21 protein-coding genes are annotated in these 20,907 nt (G+C 42.7%); 19 read left to right on the top strand and 2 right to left on the bottom strand.

All coding sequences use genetic code 11. From position 1 onward, the window contains the following. Positions 1 to 50: 50 nt before the first annotated feature. Positions 51 to 1,430 carry a UDP-N-acetylmuramate--L-alanine ligase gene (murC, locus tag JQM82_RS02605; RefSeq protein WP_235248424.1) on the bottom strand — a complete coding sequence of 460 codons (1,380 nt, stop codon included), beginning with the start codon at positions 1,428 to 1,430 and terminating at the stop codon, positions 51 to 53. 228 nt (positions 1,431 to 1,658) lie between these two features. Here murC and JQM82_RS02610 point away from each other — a divergent pair, with 228 nt between their 5' ends. From JQM82_RS02610 to JQM82_RS02675, 14 genes are all read left to right on the top strand, one after another. After that, positions 1,659 to 2,933 (top strand): glucose-1-phosphate adenylyltransferase, encoded by a 1,275-nt coding sequence (locus tag JQM82_RS02610; RefSeq protein ID WP_235248425.1) that lies wholly within the window; start codon positions 1,659 to 1,661, stop codon positions 2,931 to 2,933. After that, positions 2,930 to 4,048 (top strand): glucose-1-phosphate adenylyltransferase subunit GlgD, encoded by a 1,119-nt coding sequence (gene glgD, locus JQM82_RS02615; protein ID WP_235248426.1) that lies wholly within the window; start codon positions 2,930 to 2,932, stop codon positions 4,046 to 4,048. Before JQM82_RS02610 ends, glgD begins: the two co-directional genes overlap by 4 nt. Positions 4,049 to 4,097: 49 nt before the next feature. Continuing rightward, on the top strand, positions 4,098 to 4,373 hold the full coding sequence (gene spoVG, locus JQM82_RS02620) for a septation regulator SpoVG (RefSeq protein WP_235248427.1): 276 nt from the start codon (positions 4,098 to 4,100) through the stop codon (positions 4,371 to 4,373). 6 nt (positions 4,374 to 4,379) lie between these two features. Further along, positions 4,380 to 5,492: a CotS family spore coat protein gene (locus JQM82_RS02625; protein ID WP_331472751.1), complete on the top strand. Its 1,113-nt coding sequence runs from the start codon at positions 4,380 to 4,382 to the stop codon at positions 5,490 to 5,492. Between the two features lie 293 nt (positions 5,493 to 5,785). Further along, a complete protein-coding gene (locus JQM82_RS02630) occupies positions 5,786 to 6,061 on the top strand; it encodes an HU family DNA-binding protein (protein WP_235248428.1) in 276 nt (91 codons plus the stop codon). An 89-nt stretch (positions 6,062 to 6,150) separates the two neighbouring features. After that, entirely contained in the window at positions 6,151 to 6,390 is a 240-nt protein-coding gene (locus JQM82_RS02635; RefSeq protein WP_235248429.1) for an RNA-binding S4 domain-containing protein, read from the top strand. Between the two features lie 49 nt (positions 6,391 to 6,439). Next, positions 6,440 to 6,724 carry a sporulation protein YabP gene (yabP, locus tag JQM82_RS02640; RefSeq protein ID WP_235248430.1) on the top strand — a complete coding sequence of 95 codons (285 nt, stop codon included), beginning with the start codon at positions 6,440 to 6,442 and terminating at the stop codon, positions 6,722 to 6,724. Between the two features lie 5 nt (positions 6,725 to 6,729). Then, a complete protein-coding gene (gene yabQ / locus JQM82_RS02645) occupies positions 6,730 to 7,053 on the top strand; it encodes a spore cortex biosynthesis protein YabQ (RefSeq protein WP_235248431.1) in 324 nt (107 codons plus the stop codon). A 91-nt stretch (positions 7,054 to 7,144) separates the two neighbouring features. After that, on the top strand, positions 7,145 to 7,471 hold the full coding sequence (locus JQM82_RS02650; RefSeq protein ID WP_235248432.1) for a septum formation initiator family protein: 327 nt from the start codon (positions 7,145 to 7,147) through the stop codon (positions 7,469 to 7,471). A 73-nt stretch (positions 7,472 to 7,544) separates the two neighbouring features. Continuing rightward, positions 7,545 to 8,951 (top strand): SpoIIE family protein phosphatase, encoded by a 1,407-nt coding sequence (locus tag JQM82_RS02655; RefSeq protein ID WP_235248433.1) that lies wholly within the window; start codon positions 7,545 to 7,547, stop codon positions 8,949 to 8,951. Between the two features lie 155 nt (positions 8,952 to 9,106). Further along, positions 9,107 to 10,471, top strand: a complete 1,365-nt coding sequence (gene tilS / locus JQM82_RS02660; protein WP_235248435.1) for a tRNA lysidine(34) synthetase TilS — start codon at positions 9,107 to 9,109, stop codon at positions 10,469 to 10,471. Then, the gene (hpt, locus tag JQM82_RS02665; protein ID WP_235248436.1) at positions 10,455 to 10,982 is read left to right on the top strand and encodes a hypoxanthine phosphoribosyltransferase; all 528 of its coding nucleotides are present in this window, start codon (positions 10,455 to 10,457) and stop codon (positions 10,980 to 10,982) included. The genes tilS and hpt overlap by 17 nt, the downstream gene beginning before the upstream one ends. 15 nt (positions 10,983 to 10,997) lie before the next feature. After that, positions 10,998 to 12,845 carry an ATP-dependent zinc metalloprotease FtsH gene (ftsH, locus tag JQM82_RS02670; protein ID WP_235248437.1) on the top strand — a complete coding sequence of 616 codons (1,848 nt, stop codon included), beginning with the start codon at positions 10,998 to 11,000 and terminating at the stop codon, positions 12,843 to 12,845. A 32-nt stretch (positions 12,846 to 12,877) separates the two neighbouring features. Beyond that, entirely contained in the window at positions 12,878 to 14,917 is a 2,040-nt protein-coding gene (locus JQM82_RS02675; RefSeq protein WP_235248438.1) for a glycoside hydrolase family 13 protein, read from the top strand. Between the two features lie 52 nt (positions 14,918 to 14,969). Here the strand turns inward: JQM82_RS02675 and map are convergent, their stop codons facing one another. Beyond that, the gene (map, locus tag JQM82_RS02680) at positions 14,970 to 15,779 is read right to left on the bottom strand and encodes a type I methionyl aminopeptidase (RefSeq protein WP_235248439.1); all 810 of its coding nucleotides are present in this window, start codon (positions 15,777 to 15,779) and stop codon (positions 14,970 to 14,972) included. Between the two features lie 223 nt (positions 15,780 to 16,002). On the opposite strand from map, the gene JQM82_RS02685 reads away from it, so the two are divergent. From JQM82_RS02685 to JQM82_RS02705, 5 genes are all read left to right on the top strand, one after another. Further along, complete coding sequence (locus JQM82_RS02685) at positions 16,003 to 17,079, top strand: 6-phosphofructokinase (protein WP_235248440.1); 1,077 nt, start codon at positions 16,003 to 16,005, stop codon at positions 17,077 to 17,079. A gap of 32 nt (positions 17,080 to 17,111) precedes the next feature. Beyond that, a complete protein-coding gene (gene dnaX / locus JQM82_RS02690) occupies positions 17,112 to 18,674 on the top strand; it encodes a DNA polymerase III subunit gamma/tau (protein WP_235248442.1) in 1,563 nt (520 codons plus the stop codon). Positions 18,675 to 18,702: 28 nt separating this feature from the next. After that, positions 18,703 to 19,056, top strand: a complete 354-nt coding sequence (locus tag JQM82_RS02695; protein ID WP_235248443.1) for a YbaB/EbfC family nucleoid-associated protein — start codon at positions 18,703 to 18,705, stop codon at positions 19,054 to 19,056. Between the two features lie 16 nt (positions 19,057 to 19,072). Continuing rightward, positions 19,073 to 19,669 carry a recombination mediator RecR gene (recR, locus tag JQM82_RS02700; protein WP_235248444.1) on the top strand — a complete coding sequence of 199 codons (597 nt, stop codon included), beginning with the start codon at positions 19,073 to 19,075 and terminating at the stop codon, positions 19,667 to 19,669. A 71-nt stretch (positions 19,670 to 19,740) separates the two neighbouring features. Then, positions 19,741 to 20,835, top strand: a complete 1,095-nt coding sequence (locus JQM82_RS02705) for a LacI family DNA-binding transcriptional regulator (RefSeq protein WP_235248445.1) — start codon at positions 19,741 to 19,743, stop codon at positions 20,833 to 20,835. Positions 20,836 to 20,907 lie beyond the last annotated feature (72 nt).

The raw sequence follows: 20,907 nt of genomic DNA on the forward strand, positions 1-20,907 counted from the left end.
GTCAAAATCCGGGTTTTTTGTGGATAAAAACCTGTGGAAAATGTGGATAACTAACGCTTCAGGAGATCTTCCCCAATGTTTACAACGTCTCCGGCTCCCATAGTTATCAACATATCGCCTTTTTGACATCTCTGGATGCAGAATTCTTCGATTTCCTGGAAGGATGGGAAATAATAGGCATCACATCCGCTGTTTTTCAGCTCGCAGGCAATATCTGCAGAAGAGATTCCGAGAGTGTCTGTCTCACGGGCAGCGTAGATATCTGCGAGGATAATATGATCTGCGTGTGTCAGTGCTTCTACAAATTCCGGGAACAGAGCTTTTGTTCTGGTATAAGTGTGCGGCTGAAAAATGCACCAGATCTCTCTGTGTGGATACTGAGCAGCGGCTGTGAGGCTCGCTTTAATCTCTGTCGGATGATGTGCATAGTCATCGATAATCGTTACTCCGTTCAGTTCGCCTTTATGCTCGAAACGGCGGTTGGTTCCCTGAAATTCTTTTAAGCCTTTTTTTATTGTTTCGGCAGGGATATGAAGCTGGTCTGCAACAGCAATAGCGGCCAGAGCATTGGACACGTTGTGATCTCCGTTCACAGACAAGGCAATGCGATCCACAAATTCTCCGGATCTTACAAGATCAAAAGATGCCTCTCCGAGCTGATTGTGGAGAATGTTGGACGCACAGTAATCCAGGGAGCTGTTATTGCCATAGACAAGAACCTTGCAGTCAAGATCAGCAATGAAATCCTGAAGATCGGGAATCTCACTGTTGATGATCAAAGTTCCGTCAGGCGGAAGCAGTTTGGCAAATTGGTGGAAAGAGTTGCGTATATCGTCCAGATCTTTGAAAAAATCCAGATGATCTTCATCTATATTTAATATTATACTGATCTTTGGAAAGAAATGAAGGAAGCTGTTGGTGTATTCACAGGCTTCTGTTACAAAGTATTCGGAATCTCCGACACGGATATTGCCGCCGATTGTCTTCAGAATTCCGCCCACGGATATGGTAGGATCCAGCTCTCCTGCGAGCAGGATATGAGAAAGCATGGAAGTAGTCGTAGTCTTGCCGTGCGTGCCGGAAACCGCGATCGGAACATCATAATTGGTCATAAGCTGTCCGAGAAGTTCGGCGCGGCTTAACATAGGAAGGTTCTGGCGTTTGGCTGCTGCAAATTCTTCGTTATCTTCGTGAATCGCGGCAGTATATACCACTACATCGATTCCGGGAATGATGTTGGAGGCCTTTTGCCCATAGAATACAGTAGCACCCAGTGTCTCCAGATGATCTGTCAGGGCGGATTCTTTATTATCTGAACCGGAAATGGTAAACCCTTCTTTCAGAAGAATCTCGGCAAGTCCACTCATGCTGATGCCGCCAATTCCAATAAAATGTACGTGTACCGGTTTTTCGAAATTGATTTTATACATAAGATTCATCCTCTTTCATTACGATATGTTTCTGGGAAAACTATTCATAAAAATACCTTTCTATTCATATTATTATAAACATATATGAAAAAAAAGCCAAGCCATATCTTTTTGTTATATATTCACAAAAAGTTAACGGATAATTCAAAAAAAGTGTAAAATTTGTTCACCATATATAAAATATATGTTATAATGTGGGCAATAAGACAACTGAGAAGGGGTGATGACATGAGAAAGAAAGAGATGATAGCAATGTTGCTGGCAGGAGGACAGGGCAGCAGACTGGGAGTCCTCACAGCGAAAGTAGCAAAGCCGGCCGTTGCATTTGGAGGGAAATATCGAATTATTGACTTCCCGCTCAGCAACTGTATTAACTCAGGAATCGATACGGTCGGTGTATTGACACAATATCAACCATTACGTCTGAATGCTCATATCGGAATAGGTATTCCGTGGGATTTGGATCGCAGTTACGGAGGAGTAACAGTTCTTCCGCCGTATGAAAAGAGCGAGAACAGTGAATGGTATACAGGAACTGCGAACGCAATTTATCAGAATATGGACTATATGGAACAGTTTGATCCGGATTATGTTCTGATTCTGTCCGGGGATCATATTTATAAAATGGACTACGAAGTGATGCTGGATTACCATAAGGCAAATCAGGCAGATGTTACGATTGCTGCCATGCCTGTGCCGATGGAAGAGGCAAGTCGTTTTGGAATCGTAATTACGGACGGAGATGGAAAAATTACGGAATTTCAGGAGAAACCTCCACAGCCGAAGAGCAATCTGGCATCTATGGGAATCTACATCTTTTCATGGCCGGCGTTAAAGGAAGCTCTTCGGGTGCTTAAGGACGAGCCGGGATGTGACTTCGGAAAACATATCATTCCATATTGTCATGAAAAAGGAGAAAGACTTTTCGCGTATGAGTATAACGGATATTGGAAAGATGTTGGAACATTGGGATCCTATTGGGAAGCGAATATGGAACTGATCGATATTATTCCGGAATTTAATCTGTATGAGGAATTCTGGAAGATCTATACGAACAGTGAGATCCTTCCGCCGCAGTATATTTCTGCACAGTCCGTAATTGACAGGAGTATTGTCTGTAACGGAGCAGAGATATACGGCGAAGTACATAACAGTGTGATCGGTTCAGGAGTAATTATAGGAGAAGGCACAGTTGTCCGGGATTCCATCATTATGAAAGATGTTAAGACTGGAAGAAACTGTGTGATCGATAAGTCAATTATTGCAGAAGATTGTGTGATTGGAGATAATGTTACATTTGGAATCGGAAGTGATGTGCCGAATAAACTAAAACCGGCAATTTATTCCTTTGGTCTGGTGGCAGTTGGAGAAAAATCTGTGATACCGGATGGAGTACAGGTCGGAAAGAATACTGCTATCAGCGGTGTTACATCCAGAGAAGACTACCCGAATGGAATACTGGAAAGTGGAGAAACATTGATAAAGGCAGGTGAGCAGGCATGAGAGCAGTAGGTATTATATTGGCAGGCGGAAACAACAACAAGATGCGTGCACTCACGCAGAAGAGAGCAGCGGCAGCTATGCCGATCGCCGGAAGTTACAGAGCAATTGATTTCGCTCTCAGCAACATGTCAAATTCCCATATACAGAAAGTAGCGGTACTGACTCAGTATAATGCGCGTTCGTTAAATGAACACCTGAATTCCTCCAAGTGGTGGGATTTTGGAAGAAAACAGGGAGGGTTGTATGTATTTACACCGACAATCACTGCTGAAAACGGATATTGGTACAGAGGAACTGCTGATGCGATCTATCAGAATCTTGACTTCCTGAAGAGATGTCATGAGCCTTACGTGATTATCACATCGGGGGATGCTGTATATAAGATGGATTACAATAAGGTGCTGGAGTACCATATTGAGAAGATGGCCGATATTACGGTCGTGTGTAAAGATCTGGAACCGGGCGAGGATGCCAGCCGCTTCGGAACTCTCAGGATGAACGAATCCATGCGTATTGAAGAGTTCGAAGAAAAACCGATGGTGGCTAATTTCAATACAATCTCAACCGGAATCTATGTAATCAGAAGAAGGCTTCTGATTGACCTGATAGAGCATTGTGCAGAAGATGACAGACATGATTTTGTAACTGATATTCTGATCAGATATAAGAATCTGAAGAAGATATACGGTTATAAGATAAAGGATTACTGGAGCAACATAACAACGGTGGACGCATATTATCGAACGAATATGGATTTCCTGAAACCGGAGGTAAGAGATTACTTTTTCAGGCAGCAGCCAAGTATCTATTCAAAGGTCAATGACCTGCCGCCTGCAAAATACAATCCGGGTTCGGTGGTTAAGAACAGTCTTGTGGCAAGCGGAAGTATTATCAATGGTACGGTAGAAAATTCTATCCTTTTCAAGAAAACGTTTGTAGGCAATAATTGTGTGATCAAGAATTCTATTATTCTGAATGACGTTTATCTTGGAGACAATACATACATTGAAAACTGTATTGTGGAAAGTCGTGATACTATAAGAGCAAACACACGATATGTTGGGGAAAATGGAGTGAAAGTAGTCGTGGAAAAGAACGAGAGGTATGTGCTGTAATTTTGGGATATTACAGTACAGTGGCTTGAAAGAAAGGGGCAGAATTAGTATGCAGATCACAGATGTACGAGTACGTAAGGTAGCAAAGGAGGGCAAGCTGAAAGCAGTAGTATCAATTACAATGGATGATGAGTTTGTTGTACATGATATTAAGGTTATCGAAGGCGAAAAAGGGCTCTTTATTGCGATGCCGAGTAAGAAGGCGTTAGATGGAGAATACCGTGATATTGCACATCCGATTAATTCGGGAACAAGAGAGCGTATTCAGCGTATTATTCTTGAAAAGTATGAAGAAGCGCTGAGCGAAGAAGCTGAGGAAGAATAAAAATGAATGAAAAAGGAACTGTTGCATGGAAGCGGCGGTTCCTTTTTGCGTGTGAAATTTGGCATAAATGCAATCCTGATATCATACATTAGAAGGAATATTGAATGTGAAATGCAGGGGATGGTTATGCTGGAGTATGAATGGAATATCCTGGAACAGTATGAGATAGATGTTACAGATATCAGAAAAATAAGGGGAGCTTTTTTGTGTGATTCCGGACAGGGATTTTTTTTGTTAAAAGAAGTGGAAGCGTCGGAGAAGAGAATTCCTGCGCTTTATGAGCTTTATGAATATCTGTATAGTCAGGGATACACAGGAATTGACAGAGTTGTTCTGAACAAGGAGGGAAAGTGTGTCACAGAAACGGAAGACGGAAGACGTTTTCTGTTGAAGGAATGGCCGGCTGGAAGGGAATGTGATGTAAGAAGACCGACCGAACTTCTTGCGGCTTCAGGAAACCTTGCAAAACTTCATATATTAATGAGGCATCAGATGGAACATCCGGTTACTGCGGGAATACATCTGAAGGAAGAATATCTGCGTCACAACAGAGAATTGAAAAAGGTCCGCAAGTTTGCAAGAGGGATCGCGCCGAAAGGGGAATTTGAATTTGCGTTTCTTAAGTATTTTGACCAGATGTATCAATGGGCAGATATGGCGCTTCGTGAACTGGAGGCTTCCGGATATGAAGAACTGTACCAGGAAAGTATCGAATCCGGTTGTATGACGCATGGAGAGTATAATTACCATAACGTATTAATCCTCAGACAGGGCGGACATGTCGCAGTTACCGGTTTTGAGAAATTCAAGAGAGATGTCCAGGTAGAGGATCTGTATTATTTCCTGAGAAAAGTAATGGAGAAGAACGGGTGGAAGATCAGACTCGGAGATAATATGATGAATGCATATTCGGCAATTCGGCCGCTCGAAAAAAAAGAGCTTGAGTATCTGAAAATCCGTCTGATCTATCCGGAAAAATTCTGGAAGGTTGTGAGTACTTATTATTATTCCAATAAGGCTTGGGTTTCGGTAAAAAACGTAGAAAAATTAACGATGGCGATTCATCAGAATGAAGAGAAGAAACGATTTTTAGAGGAGATATTTGCTTTTCATCTGTAGTCTGCTGTTATCTGCATGGAATCAAGGGAACATCTCCTGAAGATGCAGATGAAAAGTCCGCGAAAATGGGTGAAGAAGTCCGGACTATGATCAGTGCAATGCTTTAGAAAAAATCAGTCCTTTGAATTCTGAAAATGGAGGGCAAAACGAAGGAATTACCTTGACAATCGGCGGGAAAACGGGTATAACAATATTTATAGGCGTATCATACAAAAAAGGTATGTTAGCTTTCTATCGCATTGGTAGAATGAAAATAAGGGATTTTTAACGCAAACAAGAGGAGGAAACTATCCATGAACAAAACAGAATTAATCGCTGCAATTGCTGACAAAGCAGAATTGTCTAAAAAGGATTCCGAAAAAGCATTAAAGGCTTTTATCGATGTTGTAACAGATGAATTAAAGAAGGAGCACAAGGTACAGTTAGTTGGCTTTGGTACTTTTGAAGTAAGTAAGAGAGCTGCTAGAGAAGGAAGAAATCCACAGACAGGAAAGACAATGGAAATTGCTGCTTGTAAGGCACCAAAATTCAAAGCTGGTAAAGCATTGAAGGATGCTGTAAACGAATAATTCGATACAGGGATAAGACTATAAACGATAAGGATAGAGAGCGTTGCCGCGCTCTCTATTTTCATATAAGATTTGGAACAGGAGAAGTTATGAGATTAGACAAGTTTTTAAAGGTGTCCAGACTAATCAAGCGGAGAACGGTTGCAAATGAGGCCTGTGATGCGGGGCGAGTTCTGGTAAATGGAAATGTAGCGAAAGCATCTGTAAAGGTAAAACAGGGTGACATAATAGAAATTCAGTTCGGGACAAAAACGGTAAAGGCAGAAGTTCTGGATATCAGAGAGACTACGAAAAAAGAAGAAGCGGGAGAGCTTTTCAGATATTTGTAATAATATAAGACGGCCTTTCATAGAATGATTAAGAAAGGTTGTGAAGTATATGGAAGAGAGAACTGTACAGAAAAGCCATAAACTGGTAATCAATAACCGGAAAACAGGACTTGTAACAGGGGTCCTGGATGTGCTGTCATTTAATCTGAATGAGATTCTGCTGGAAACAGAGCAGGGAATGCTGATGGTAAAAGGAACCGATCTGCATGTGAACAGGATAACACTGGAAAAAGGAGAGGTGGATCTGTCCGGAAATATTGACAGTATCGCTTATTCTGATATTCAGGCACATGGGAAACAAGGAGATAATCTCTTTTCCAGATTGTTCAGGTGATGGTGATGCGTGAAATCAGACAGGAAGTGATGGTGTTTATACTGGCGCTGCTGGCAGGAGAGATTGTACGCCTGGTCTATCAGGTAATCGTGTGTGTACGACGGATGATCAGACATACAAGGCTTGCGGTAGAGATAGAGGATCTGGTGTATTGGCTTGGAGTTGCAGTGTATATGTTTGTGCAGATTTACCATACAAGTGATGGTAGTATTCGGTGGAATTTTGTACTAGGTGTTGTGCTCGGGGCGATTTTGACATCAATTATGATTTTGAAGGCAGAAAAACTGCACAAAAAAATCTACATTTGGCGCAGGAAGGATTTTTCGTAAAAGACTTGATAAAAAAAACGAAAAAAGTTAAGATATTACTATTAATAAGGTGAGTAATGTCGGCAGGGGTGCTGACGTAAGGGTGAGTATAATGACAAATGATGTAAAACAGAAAAACCGCAGAAAGCGGCAGCGCAGGAGAGCGCAGAAGCACAGGAGGAGTGTATTTGCAATCAGTGCAGTCGTACTTCTTCTTACTGTAATTGTATCCGTAGACAGTCTGACTTTAAAAGCAAAGGATCAGGCATATCGCGCACAGGAAGCAGAGCTTGAAGAGAAGATTGAAGAAGAAAAGGCACGTGCGGAAGAGATTAAAAATCTTGATGAATATGTCGGAACAGATGAATATATCGAAAAAGTCGCAAAGGATAAACTTGGCCTGGTATATGAAAATGAGATTGTATTCAAGGCAAAATAACGAACAAGCAGAAAAGCTTTAGGAGAATTCCTAAAGCTTTTTTCTTACTATTTTTTGAAAGGGGAGCTTTGGATTGTCAGAAGTAAAAGAAAAAGAGAGGTTCGTAAATCCTTATGTGATACAGATGGACAAGTTTGCAGATTCGCTGGTACACCTATCTCGTACTTTTTTAACACTTGAAAAATATAAGGGGACGTTTTCAAAAGAAGAGACGGATGAGATGTTTTTAAAGGTTACCGGAAAGGTTTGCGAGAATTGTGAACGGAAAGAAAAGTGCCTGGGAGAGAATCGGGCCCATACGTATCAGATGATGTATGAAATCATGTGTGCGGCGGAAGAATACGGGGCAGAGCTGAATGTGGAACTGAAGCGGAAGATTCAGAAAAAATGTCTTCTGGCGCCTCGTTTCTTCAGGGAATCGCTCGAAACTTTCGAGAATGCAAAGCAGATTCTGATGTGGAACAATCGTATGGTCCTGAATCGGGAAGGATATGCAGGTCAGCTTGACTGTCTTGCAAAGATGATACAAAGCGCAACCAGGGAATTGGATGCAGGTATTTTTCGTGATGATCATATGGAAAAGAGATTGAAAGTTCAGTTAAAAAAAGCAGGGATACGTATGCTGTCATCTGTATTTTATATGACCCCGCATGGAAAGTATGAGATCCATCTTACGGTAAAAACCGGAAAAGACAGTCTTGTATCAACAAAAGAGATCGCGGCACTTGCAGGAAAATGTATGGGGCGGACTCTGGTTCCGCGTCAGGGCGAGCGGCCAATGGTTGGGAGTGATTACTGCACGATCGCATGTGTGGAAAATGCAGGATATCATACGATTCAGGGAATTGCAAGGATTGGGAAAGGATGCGAAAAAATATCGGGAGATACCTTCCTGATGACGGATCTTCCGGGGGGCAAAAAAGGGATCGCGCTGTCAGATGGAATGGGATCCGGCGAGGTAGCCTTTCGGGAAAGTGCGATGGTCGTGGAGATGCTTGAGGAATTGCTGGAGGCTGGATTCCCGGTGAAAACGGCTGTTCAGATGATGAATACTGCGCTGGTGATCGGGAGAGAAGAAGTCCGGTTTTCTACAATCGATGTCAGTCTGTTTGATCTGTACAGCGGGACCTGTGAATTTGTGAAGGCCGGTGCGGCGGCGACCTATATCAAGAGGGAGGATGAGATTGAAAAGATCTGTTCAGAGACTCTGCCGATTGGAGTTGTTCGGGAGATGGAGGTTGATACGCAGGAGCGGAAACTTCAGTCGGGAGATTTTGTGATCATGCTTACAGATGGCGTAATGGATGCATTGCCGCCAGGAGAGCAGGATGCGCTTCTGGAAACATTTATACGGGATTCACATATTGTGAATCCGAAGGAACTGGCACATCATATTCTCGGGAGAGTACTGGAATGGTCGGGAGAAGTGCCAGTGGATGATATGACGGTTCTTGTTGTAGGGATCTGGAAGCTTCCATAGGCCATATGAATCATGTGCTGGTTCGATAAAAGTCTGGAAGCGTGGTTTGTTGACTTTCGAACAGAAATTATATATAGTACAATTATGTTCGCTTATTCGAAATTATGGAGTTACGGCGGGAATGAGACAGTGTGTTCACAGAAGAGGGATAGAATATGTATCAGCGGGTAAAAGCATATATTGAAAAGCATCATATGCTGCAAAATGGTGATAAGGTGATTGTGGGTATATCGGGAGGTGCAGATTCCGTATGCCTTCTTTTCATGCTTCTGGAATTAAAAAAAGAGATGGATATATCAATTGTGGCAGTTCATATACATCACGGGCTTAGAGCGGGAACCGCAGACGCGGATGAAGCCTATGTCAGAGAACTTTGCGAGAAACAGCAGATCCGGCTTTTCGTTTGTCATGAAGATGTGAAAGCATATGCACAACAACAGAAGCTTACAGTGGAAGAAGCAGGAAGAAACATCAGAAGAATTCGGTTTGAGGAGACGCTTCGGGGGTGTGGCGGCAATAAAATTGCGCTGGCACATCATCAGAATGACAATGCGGAGACTCTCTTGTGGAACCTGTGCAGGGGATGTGGCCTTCGGGGCGCAGGGGGAATTGCTCCGGCGGAGGGAGCTTATATCCGTCCGCTTCTGTGTCTGGAAAGAAGAGAGATTGAGGGTTATCTTTCAGACCGGGGAATATCTTATTGTATAGATGAGACAAATCTGGAAGATACTTATACGAGAAACCGGATTCGAAGTCGTGTAATTCCGTATCTGGAAGCTGAGATTAATCCCCGGGCAGTGCAGCACATGTCAGATACCATGGAACAGCTGCGGCTTCTGGGAGAGTATGTAGAACATGAAATGTCAGTCTATGCAAGGAAATGCATAGATTATGAGCGAAAATCAGGAAAAAGGGTGCTGATAAAAAAGGAAGAGTTCATGAAAACACCGGAAGTGCTGAGGTCTTATATGCTCCATGAGCTTTTGTGCAGGGTCGCAGGGAGACGTAAGGATATTGAACAGATTCATGTGAAAATGCTTGGAGAGCTGTTTGAGCATCAGGTGGGAAGAGAAATTTCGCTTCCTTATAGCATAACTGCAGGACGAAGTTATGAAGGAATTGAGCTGTATCGAAATGAGACGAACTCCGAGGAGGAAGAGGTCGGTATGTCGTTGCGGGTGTTTGAAAAAACGCCAGATATGCAGGCATTTCCGAAAAAAACCTACACGAAATGGTTTGATTATGATATAATAAAAAATACTGTAAAATTGAGGCATAAAGAGCCTGGAGACTGGATTGTGATTGACCGTTCCGGGAGAAAGCAGAAGTTGAAACAGTATTTTATAAATGAGAAGATACCTCGTGAGGACAGAGAAAAGATCTGGATTGTAGCAGACGGACAGGAGATTCTGTGGATTGTGGGGTACAGACAGAGTCAGAAATATCAGGTTACAGAAAATACCAGAAGAATTCTGGAAATAGAAATATGCGGAGGAAAAAGAGATGGCAGAGAATGTTAGAGTATTAGTCCCTGAAAAAGAAGTTGCGGCAAGAATTGAAGAGCTGGGTAAAAAAATCAGTGAAGATTATGCAGGAAAGCAGGTACACCTGATCTGTGTGCTGAAGGGAGGCGTTTTCTTCATGTGTGAACTGGCTAAGCGAATCAGTGTGCCGGTTTCCATGGATTTCATGAGCGTCAGCAGCTATGGAGACGGAACGTCTTCAAGCGGAGTTGTCAAGATTGCAAAAGATCTGGATGAATCACTGGAAGGAAAGGATGTACTGATTGTAGAGGATATTATTGATTCCGGAAGAACCCTGTATTATCTGATGGAAATCTTATCCAAGCGTAATCCGAAGAGTATGCATCTGTGTACGCTTCTTGACAAGCCGGAAAGAAGAGTGAAAGATGTGAAGGTTGATTATGTAGGATTTAATATTCCGGATGAATTTGTTGTAGGATATGGACTGGACTATGCACAGAAATATAGAAATCTGCCATTTATCGGAGTTGTAGAAGGCGTGGAGTAGAAAGGGGCTTTTAGGTTGAATATGAAGAGAGCAAGAGGACTGAACAGTGCCGCGCTGCTGATATTTGTCATATTTTTATTTGCTGCGTTGTGGTTTACGAATCAGTTTGACCAGAGAGAAAAAGAGATTTCCTGGAAAGAATTTGAACAGATCATTCAGGAAGATAATGCTAAGACTGTGGTTGTGAATCAGAATAAAAATGTTCCGACCGGACGGGTCGATATCAAGATCATCAGCGGAACGGATGAAGAAGATCAGGTGAAGTATCTGTATGTGTCTGATGTAAATGAGATTCAGGATTATCTGAAGGAACATGAAATTGATTACAGTATGCCGGACGTTCCTCAGGACAGCTGGTTTGCAACAACACTGATGCCGATGATTCTTGTAGTAGGCGGTATGATGCTTCTGTTTGCCCTGATGAATCGTCAGGGAGGCGGTGCAAATGCCAAAGCTATGAATTTCGGCAAAAGTCGTGCGAAAATGACGACTGATAGAGATCGTAAGGTTACATTTGCCCAGGTGGCAGGACTTCAGGAAGAGAAGGAAGAACTGGAGGAGATCGTGGACTTTCTGAAGTCTCCGAAAAAATATATTCAGGTGGGCGCCAGAATTCCGAAGGGCGTGCTTCTCGTAGGCCCTCCGGGAACCGGTAAGACGCTGCTTGCGAAGGCAGTTGCAGGAGAGGCAGGAGTTCCGTTCTTTACGATTTCAGGTTCTGATTTTGTGGAAATGTTCGTAGGTGTGGGGGCATCCCGTGTGCGTGATTTGTTTGAAGAAGCAAAAAAGAATGCTCCATGTATCATCTTTATCGATGAGATTGACGCAGTTGCAAGAAGACGTGGTACTGGTATGGGCGGCGGACACGATGAGAGAGAGCAGACACTGAATCAGCTGCTGGTAGAGATGGATGGTTTTGGTGTAAATGAAGGAATCATCGTTATGGCAGCTACCAACCGTGTGGATATTCTGGATCCGGCTATCCTGCGTCCGGGACGTTTTGACCGGAAGGTTATGGTTGGAAGACCGGATGTTCAGGGAAGAGAAGAGATTCTGAAGGTGCACGCAAAGGGAAAACCGCTCAGTGAAGAGATCGATCTGAAACAGATTGCACAGACCACAGCGGGATTTACGGGTGCGGATCTTGAGAATCTACTGAATGAGGCTGCAATTCTTGCGGCAAAGGAAGATCGTGTATTCCTGAAACAGGATGATATAAAAAAGGCGTTTGTGAAAGTTGGTATCGGTGCCGAGAAGAAGAGTCGTGTAATATCAGAAAAAGAAAAACGAATCACAGCATTCCATGAAGCCGGTCATGCGATTCTGTTCCATGTGCTTCCGGATGTCGGGCCGGTATACAGTGTGTCTATCATTCCGACCGGCGGAGCAGGCGGATATACGATGCCGCTTCCGGAGAAGGATGAGATGTTTAACACAAAAGGCAAGATGCTTCAGGATATTACGGTTGCACTTGGCGGCCGAGTAGCGGAAGAGGAAGTGTTTGATGATATTACAACCGGTGCTTCACAGGATATCAAGCAGGCAACCAGTCTGGCAAAATCTATGGTTACCAAGTTTGGTATGTCTGAGGCAGTGGGACTGATTAATTATGATGATGATAATAATGAAGTGTTTATCGGGCGGGATCTCGCCCATCCTGCAAGAGGCTATGGAGAGGGCGTGGCTACCGTAATTGATCAGGAGGTTAAGCGTATTATCGATGAATGTTATGACAGAGCGCGTCATATCATTCGAAAATATAATGATGTTCTGCAGGCATGTGCGGAATTGCTCCTGGAGAAGGAAAAAATCTCCAGAGACGAATTTGAAGCATTGTTTACCGAAGAAGTATCAGAGGCATAGTGAAAGAACAGAATAGATTAGAGAGGTGCAGCATGAGGGAAGCAGCTTTGTTTTGTGATGGGACGGCCAGTTACGTGTATCCGGCTGAGCCGGTAGAGAATGAATTGGTAACGCTGCGTTTTCGAACGGCAAAGGATGATGCAAAGAGAGTACGGCTGATGACGAAAGTCGGAGGCTATGATATGGAGAAGGAAAAGTCGGAAGGTGAATTTGACTATTATCAGATCAGCTGGAGACTGAATGAAGATCCCTTCCGGTATTGCTTTGAAATTCAAAATAACGAAGAAAAATGTTATTATAACAGGTGTGGCGTATCGAAGGAAATCGTAGAATTTTACAATTTTGTGATTGTTCCCGGTTTCTCGACGCCGGACTGGGCGAAAGGGGCGGTCATGTATCAGATATATACAGACCGCTTTTATAACGGAGATCCAACGAATGACGTGGAAACAAATGAGTATTATTATATCGGAGATTATTCCCAGAAAGTAACGGATTGGAATAAATATCCCGCGGCGATGGGGGTTCGTGAATTTTACGGCGGCGATCTTCAGGGAGTCATTGATAAGCTGGATTATCTGCAGGATCTGGGGGTAGAGGTGCTGTATTTTAACCCGTTGTTTGTCTCTCCTTCTAACCATAAATATGATATTCAGGATTATGATTATATTGATCCTCACTATGGCAGGATTGTAAATGACGGAGGAGAAGTACTGGAAGCGGGTGTAACAGATAACAGCAAAGCGACAAAATATCAGAAAAGAACGACAGACCCGGAAAATCTGAAAGCCAGCAATCAGCTGTTTATTCAACTGGTAGAAGAATTGCACAAGCGAGGGATGAAAATTATTCTGGACGGTGTGTTCAATCATTGCGGATCTTTTAATAAATGGATGGATCGGGAAAGAGTATATGAAAAGCAGGAAGGGTACGCTCCCGGAGCATACGTTTCCCCGGACAGTCCCTATAGAAGTTACTTCCGTTTTTTTAAAGAAGAGCCGGAAAACTGGCCGTATAATCATAATTATGACGGCTGGTGGGGACATGATACGCTTCCAAAGCTCAATTACGAAGATTCGGTAAAACTCGAAAACTATATATTATATATCGGAAGAAAATGGGTGTCCCCGCCGTACAATGTAGATGGATGGCGCCTTGATGTGGCGGCGGATCTTGGCCGCAGCAATGAATATAATCATAACTTCTGGAAAAAATTCCGGCGTGCAGTGAAAAATGCCAATCCCAATGCACTGATTCTGGCTGAACATTATGGGGATCCAAGCGAATGGCTTCAGGGAGACGAGTGGGATACCGTTATGAATTACGATGCATTTATGGAGCCTGTAACCTGGTTTTTGACGGGAATGGAAAAACACAGTGATGAGGCCAGAGAGGAACTTCTGGGAAATGCGGATAATTTCATCAGTTCCATTTCACATCATATGTCAAATATGCTGACACCATCACTGCAGGTGGCTATGAATGAACTTTCAAATCATGATCATTCCAGATTTCTTACCCGAACCAATCATATGGTGGGACGCGTGGAAAAACTTGGGTCAAAGGCTGCAAATGAGTACATTAATCTGGGTGTTATGCGGGAAGCCGTTGTCATGCAGATGACATGGATTGGAGCGCCTACGGTGTATTACGGAGATGAGGCCGGCGTCTGCGGCTTCACAGATCCGGACAATAGAAGGACTTATCCGTGGGGGCATGAAGACAAAGAACTGCTTGCATTTCATCGGGAAATGATCCGGATTCACAAGGAACATCCGGCACTTCGAACTGGTTCTCTGAAAATCATCAAGGGTGATGAAAATATACTTGCTTATGGACGATTCAAGGAGAATGATAAAGTAATTGTTATCATTAATAATCGCAGTGAATTAACACAGATAACCGTTCCGGTATGGGAGGCCGAAGTTCCCGTAAAATGCAGAATGAAAAAAGAGATATATTCTTACCTCGATGGATATACAACAGATTACGAAGAATATCTGGTTGAAGATGGTGAAGTAGTTGTAAATATGGGGGCATATTCTGCTTTAGTGATGTACTACGATAACTAGGGGACGGGGAATTTTTAAAAATTCCCCGTCCCCTAGTAACGTTTTTGTTTCTTTATTTTGTTAAAACTTCTACACCGGTTTCTGTAATCAGAACCATATATTCGACTTGAGCAGAGAGCCCATCATCGTCTGTATATACAGTCCATCCATTATCTTCGTCAATATAAAAGTCAGGTCCGCCCTCGTTGATCATCGGTTCTATCGTAAATATCATTCCAGGAACCAGTACCATTTCACTGCCTTTCGGAGTAACGTAACTCACAAAAGGCTCTTCGTGAAAAGCTAGTCCGATTCCATGACCGCCAATTTCTTCAACCACGGAATACCCATTTGACCTTGCATGTGTGTTGATTGCATATGCGATATCTCCGAGATGCCCCCATGGTTTTGCTGCTCTTAAACCAAGTTCAACGCATTCTCTGGTAACGCGTACGAGTTTTTCGGCCTTTGGAGATATGTTTCCAATAGTAAACATACGTGAAGCATCAGAAAAATATCCGTTCAGTATGGTAGATACATCAACGTTAACGATATCTCCATCAACAAGAATCTCGTTTTCATCTGGAATGCCATGGCAGATTACGTTATTGATAGAAGTGCAGACGCTTTTCGGGAAACCCTGATAATGTAAAGGCGCCGGAACTCCACCGTGTTCTACAGTATAATCATATACAAGCTGATCGATTTCAGCTGTACTCATACCGGCATGGATATGTGATGCGACATGATCAAGAACAGCAGTGTTTAGATCAGCACTTTTTTTAATTGCATCAATTTGTTCAGGTGTTTTTAGAAGAGAGCGGTCAGGGACAATGTGCCCCTTCGCTTCCAGCGTCCATAATTTTATATCCAACTTATCCACATGATTACCTACTTTCTACACAATATTATCCACATGTTATTATAGCACGTTTGCTAAAAAGGGACAGGGGATTTTTAATTTGGGACGGAGGATTTTTAAAAATCCTCCGTCCCTATTGTGCGTTTTTTTAAAATACGTTATAATTTTTACTGTATTCCGGGCAATTTTATGTGGAATATAGTTTTGGTGAGACATATGTAAGTAAGAGGAAAGGAGCGGGCGTATGTTAAGAATAGGAATGTTAACAAGCGGCGGAGATTGTCAGGCTTTGAATGCTGCTATGCGAGGTGTAGTAAAAGGACTTTGCTCGAAAAGAGATGATGTTGAAATCTATGGGTTTCAGGATGGATATAAGGGGCTGATTTATTCAAATTTTAAAATGCTTACTTCAAGAGATTTTTCGGGAATATTAACGCAGGGTGGAACGATTCTGGGGACATCCAGACAGCCGTTTAAATTAATGCGTGTTCCGGATGAGAATGGATTGGATAAAGTTGAGGCGATGAAGCATACTTATCATAAGTTGAATCTGAATTGTCTTGTGGTTCTGGGAGGCAATGGTACACATAAAACTGCCAACATGCTGAGAGAAGAGGGACTGAATGTAATTACACTTCCGAAGACGATCGATAATGACTTGTGGGGAACAGATATGACATTTGGTTTCCAGAGTGCGGTTGATATTGCAACGGATACCATTGATAAGATTCATACGACGGCGACATCTCACAGCCGTGTGTTTATTATTGAAGTAATGGGACATAAAGTGGGGTGGGTTACGCTTCATGCAGGTATTGCCGGTGGAGCAGACATTATTCTTCTACCTGAGATTCCATATGATATTAATGTTGTAGTAGATGCGATAGAAAAACGTGATAAAGCAGGCAAGAGATTTACGATCATTGCAGTTGCGGAGGGAGCTATTTCAAAAGGAGATGCAGCTCTTAGTAAAAAGGAATTAAAAGAGAAAAAAGAAAAGAAAAAATATCCATCTGTTGCATATGAGCTGGCAGAGAGAATTCAGAAAAAATCGGATAAAGAAGTAAGAATCACTGTACCGGGACATACGCAAAGAGGTGGATCTCCATGTGCTTATGACAGAGTGTTGTCAACAAGACTTGGAGCGGCTGCGGCAGAAGCAATTCTGAAAGGTGAGTATGGTTATATGCTTGGAACCAAGAATCAGGATATTGTAAAAGTGCCGCTGCAGGAAGTAGCGGGAAAGTTAAAATATGTGGATCCTAAGGCAGATATTATTAAAGAGGCAAAACTGACAGGAATCAGTTTTGGTGACGAATAAGACAGCGAATTGAAAGACGGGGAGTGTAACGAATGTCATATACGGCATTATACCGAAAGTTTCGTCCAAGTGAATTTGAGGATGTAAAAGGGCAGGATGCCATTGTGAAAACATTAAAAAATCAGATAAAATCTGATCGTATCGGTCATGCATATCTGTTCTGCGGGACGAGGGGAACAGGAAAAACAACCGTGGCGAAAATATTTGCAAAAGCAGTGAACTGTGAACATCCGGTTGATGGAAGTCCATGTGGCGAGTGTGTAATGTGCCGGTCAATTGCGGCCGGCACATCCATGAATGTAATCGAGATTGATGCGGCTTCTAACAATGGTGTGGATAATATCCGGGAAATCCGTGAAGAAGTAACGTATAGGCCGACAGAGGGAAGATATAAGGTATATATCATAGATGAAGTTCACATGCTGTCTATTGGTGCGTTTAACGCACTTTTGAAAACACTGGAAGAACCGCCGGAATATGTAATATTTATTCTGGCGACTACGGAGGCGCACAAGATTCCGATTACAATACTGAGTCGATGTCAGCGATATGATTTTAAACGCATTTCCATTGACACGATTTCAGACAGACTAAGAGAACTGATCGATAAGGAACAGTGGGATGTTGAAGAGAAAGCTGTGCGTTATATTGCAAGAGCAGCGGATGGATCCATGCGAGATTCCTTAAGTCTTCTTGACCAATGTGCGGCATTTTACATGGGGGAAAGGCTGACCTATGATCATGTGCTGGAAGTATTGGGGGCGGTGGATACAGAAGTGTTCAGCAGGCTGCTCAGAGAACTGATTGCAATGGATGTGCATAAAGTAATGGAAATCGTGGATGAACTGGTAATGCAGGGCAGAGAACTGTCTCAGCTTTCGACGGATTTTACATGGTATCTTCGTAATCTTTTGCTGGTGAAATGTTCAGATGATATGGAAGACGTACTGGATGTATCAACAGAAAATCTGTTGCTTTTAAAAGAAGAGGCGCAGATGATCGATAACGATACATTGATTCGTTATATCCGGATTTTTTCGGATCTTAGCGGTCAGTTAAAATATGCGACGCAGAAGAGGGTGCTTCTGGAGGTGACATTGATCAAGCTTTGCTGTCCGGCTATGGATCAGAGTCAAGATGCACTTCTTGATCGTATCCGCGCAGTTGAAAAGAGATTGGATGAGGGAGATATTGATACCTACACCAGAGAGAAAGTAATCTATGTAAATGAAACCTCAGAGGAAGTAAAGCCAAAGCCAGAACTTCCGGCCGCCTTGAACGAAGAGGTAAAGACAGTTGCCAAAGATTTCCGGATGATTACCAGTCAGGCATCACCGATGCTTCGTACTTATCTGAAAAAAGCACGGCTTAGTGCGGGTGAAGGCAATCGTCTGCTGATTGTATTGCCGGATGAGATGAGTGCCGGGATAGTTGCAACGCCGGAACATCGGGGAGAGATAGAAGGACTGATAGAAGAAAAGATTGGAAAGCGAATTGAAGTAGAAGTTCGACATATTGAAGAAGGACGAAGATTTGAAGATAATTTTGTGGATCTTGAAAATATGATTCATATGGATATAACAATAGAAGATTAGATAATATAAAAAACAGGAGGATTGTATTATGGCAAAAAGAGGAGGATTCCCAGGTGGAGGAATGCCGGGAAATATGGCAAATCTAATGAAGCAGGCCCAGAAAATGCAGCGGCAGATGGAAGAACAGGCAAAAGAGATGGAGACAAAAGAGTTCAGTGCGACTGCTGGGGGCGGCGCGGTTGAGGCGACTGTTTCCGGAACAAAGAAATTGCTGAAAATTAAACTGGATGAAGAAGTTGTTGATCCGGATGATGTTGAGATGTTAGAAGATCTTATTGTGGCAGCGATTAATGAAGCATTTGATAAAGTAGACGAAGAGTCTGCCTCTGCAATGTCAAAGTTTACCGGTGGCATGGGTGGAGGAATGCCGGGATTATTCTAGCAGGGAGTTGCATAATATGGATTATTACAGCAGCCAGATGAGCAGGTTGATAGAAGAATTATCATGTCTTCCGGGCATAGGAGCAAAGTCAGCGTCAAGGCTGGCTTTTCACTTGATTCATATGCCGTTGGAAGATGTAAAAAGACTTGCTTCAACAATGGTGGAAGCGAGAGAAAATATAAAATATTGCAAAGAGTGCTGTACTCTTACCGATCAGGAATTGTGTCCAATATGCAGTAACAGCGGAAGAGACCACAATACAATTATGGTGGTAGAAAACACAAGAGACTTGGCGGCTTATGAAAAAACAGGAAAATACAATGGAGTATATCATGTGCTACACGGTGCAATTTCCCCCATGCTGGGGATCGGACCGGAAGATATCAAACTAAAAGAGTTGATTGCGCGTCTTCAGGGAGATGTGGATGAAGTGATTATTGCTACTAACTCAAGCCTGGAAGGCGAAACGACGGCTATGTATATCAGTAAACTGATAAAACCGACGGGAATTAAAGTGAGCAGGATTGCAAGCGGCGTTCCTGTAGGAGGGGATCTTGAATATATTGACGAAGTAACATTACTTCGGGCACTGGAGGGCAGAACGGAGCTTTAATTTGGGACGGAGGATTTTTAAAAATCCTCCGTCCCAAATTAAAAATCCCCTGTCCCTAATGAGGTATTAAGATGAAGAAGAAGATAACATCTGTAGATATTGCCCGCGCTGCGGGGGTATCTCAATCTACGGTATCGATGATATTGAATAAGAAGTATAACATGTCTTTTGCGAAGGAGACTGTGGAAAAGGTGGAAAAGGCGGCAAAAGATTTGGGATATCTTCCGCCTAAAAGGAAGGCAAGAAAGGGAACACGCCAGGAGAAGCTGTTGGTGGTTTTTTGCCCGAATCTTACCAATCCTTATTATGTGATGCTTCTTCAGGGGATTGAGTCTCGTGCGAAAGAGCAGGGATTTGGACTGTTTGTGTGTAATACTCAGCGTGACCTGAAAATGGAGGAAAGATATCTTAAGATGATGTGGCAGATGCGTCCACTGGGAATTATCTATACGTGTAATCCCAGCCATTGCTTTATGGATTTGGTAGAGGAGATCGGGCAGCAGATTCCCGTAGCAATTGTGAATAATCAGAATGAAAAAATGGATGTTGATGCGGTAGAACTGGATAATGAGAAACTGGGACGTGTCATGGCCAGGCATCTGTTGGAACTAGGACACTTTAAAGTTGCTTATATTGCACCGCCTCTTACGGCCAGGCAAAAACAGCGTTCTAAACGTGTAGAAGGTTTTTTAAAGGAATATGAAAAAATGGGATTCAAGGATCAGGTGATCATCAAGGCTGCAAAGGAAGAAATTGACCTGGATGTTGCGCATATTGATTCGGAGTATATGATTGGATATGAACTAACGCATGAAGTGGTGATGGAGGACCCAGATGTTACGGCAATTGTTGGACTGAATGATATGATTGCATTTGGGATCATGGACGCCCTCCATGAATTTAAGATTAAAGTGCCTTCGGAAGTATCGGTTATGGGATGCGATAATACGTTGTTTGCTCGAATGCATAACGTGGATCTGACCACAATAGAGCATTTTGTCATATATAAGGGAAGGGACGCCTGCGATATTATTATGAAAAAGATTGCGCTCCATCATTCAACGTATTCGGAGATGCCTCCAATCAGTACCTATCATGTTGAATATGAGCCGAGATTGATTGTCAGAGGGACAACGGGGTATGCAAAAAATCAAAGAAGAAAATAAAATTAATTCTTTTGGGGAAATTATTACTAATAAATGCGGCAATAGAAACATTTATTTACATCATTTTCGCAG

Source organism: Faecalicatena contorta (genome assembly GCF_021531995.1).
Classification (GTDB): Bacteria; Bacillota; Clostridia; order Lachnospirales; family Lachnospiraceae; genus Dorea_A; species Dorea_A contorta_A.

Bases quoted from the DNA above. Each gene is read 5' to 3' on its own strand.
- murC (WP_235248424.1), bottom strand. From the start codon at position 1,430: ATGTATAAAATCAATTTCGAAAAACCGGTACACGTACATTTTATTGGA.
- JQM82_RS02610 (WP_235248425.1), top strand. From the start codon at position 1,659: ATGAGAAAGAAAGAGATGATAGCAATGTTGCTGGCAGGAGGACAGGGC.
- glgD (WP_235248426.1), top strand. From the start codon at position 2,930: ATGAGAGCAGTAGGTATTATATTGGCAGGCGGAAACAACAACAAGATG.
- spoVG (WP_235248427.1), top strand. From the start codon at position 4,098: ATGCAGATCACAGATGTACGAGTACGTAAGGTAGCAAAGGAGGGCAAG.
- JQM82_RS02625 (WP_331472751.1), top strand. From the start codon at position 4,380: ATGAAAAAGGAACTGTTGCATGGAAGCGGCGGTTCCTTTTTGCGTGTG.
- JQM82_RS02630 (WP_235248428.1), top strand. From the start codon at position 5,786: ATGAACAAAACAGAATTAATCGCTGCAATTGCTGACAAAGCAGAATTG.
- JQM82_RS02635 (WP_235248429.1), top strand. From the start codon at position 6,151: ATGAGATTAGACAAGTTTTTAAAGGTGTCCAGACTAATCAAGCGGAGA.
- yabP (WP_235248430.1), top strand. From the start codon at position 6,440: ATGGAAGAGAGAACTGTACAGAAAAGCCATAAACTGGTAATCAATAAC.
- yabQ (WP_235248431.1), top strand. From the start codon at position 6,730: ATGCGTGAAATCAGACAGGAAGTGATGGTGTTTATACTGGCGCTGCTG.
- JQM82_RS02650 (WP_235248432.1), top strand. From the start codon at position 7,145: ATGACAAATGATGTAAAACAGAAAAACCGCAGAAAGCGGCAGCGCAGG.
- tilS (WP_235248435.1), top strand. From the start codon at position 9,107: ATGTATCAGCGGGTAAAAGCATATATTGAAAAGCATCATATGCTGCAA.
- hpt (WP_235248436.1), top strand. From the start codon at position 10,455: ATGGCAGAGAATGTTAGAGTATTAGTCCCTGAAAAAGAAGTTGCGGCA.
- JQM82_RS02675 (WP_235248438.1), top strand. From the start codon at position 12,878: ATGAGGGAAGCAGCTTTGTTTTGTGATGGGACGGCCAGTTACGTGTAT.
- JQM82_RS02685 (WP_235248440.1), top strand. From the start codon at position 16,003: ATGTTAAGAATAGGAATGTTAACAAGCGGCGGAGATTGTCAGGCTTTG.
- dnaX (WP_235248442.1), top strand. From the start codon at position 17,112: ATGTCATATACGGCATTATACCGAAAGTTTCGTCCAAGTGAATTTGAG.
- JQM82_RS02695 (WP_235248443.1), top strand. From the start codon at position 18,703: ATGGCAAAAAGAGGAGGATTCCCAGGTGGAGGAATGCCGGGAAATATG.
- recR (WP_235248444.1), top strand. From the start codon at position 19,073: ATGGATTATTACAGCAGCCAGATGAGCAGGTTGATAGAAGAATTATCA.
- JQM82_RS02705 (WP_235248445.1), top strand. From the start codon at position 19,741: ATGAAGAAGAAGATAACATCTGTAGATATTGCCCGCGCTGCGGGGGTA.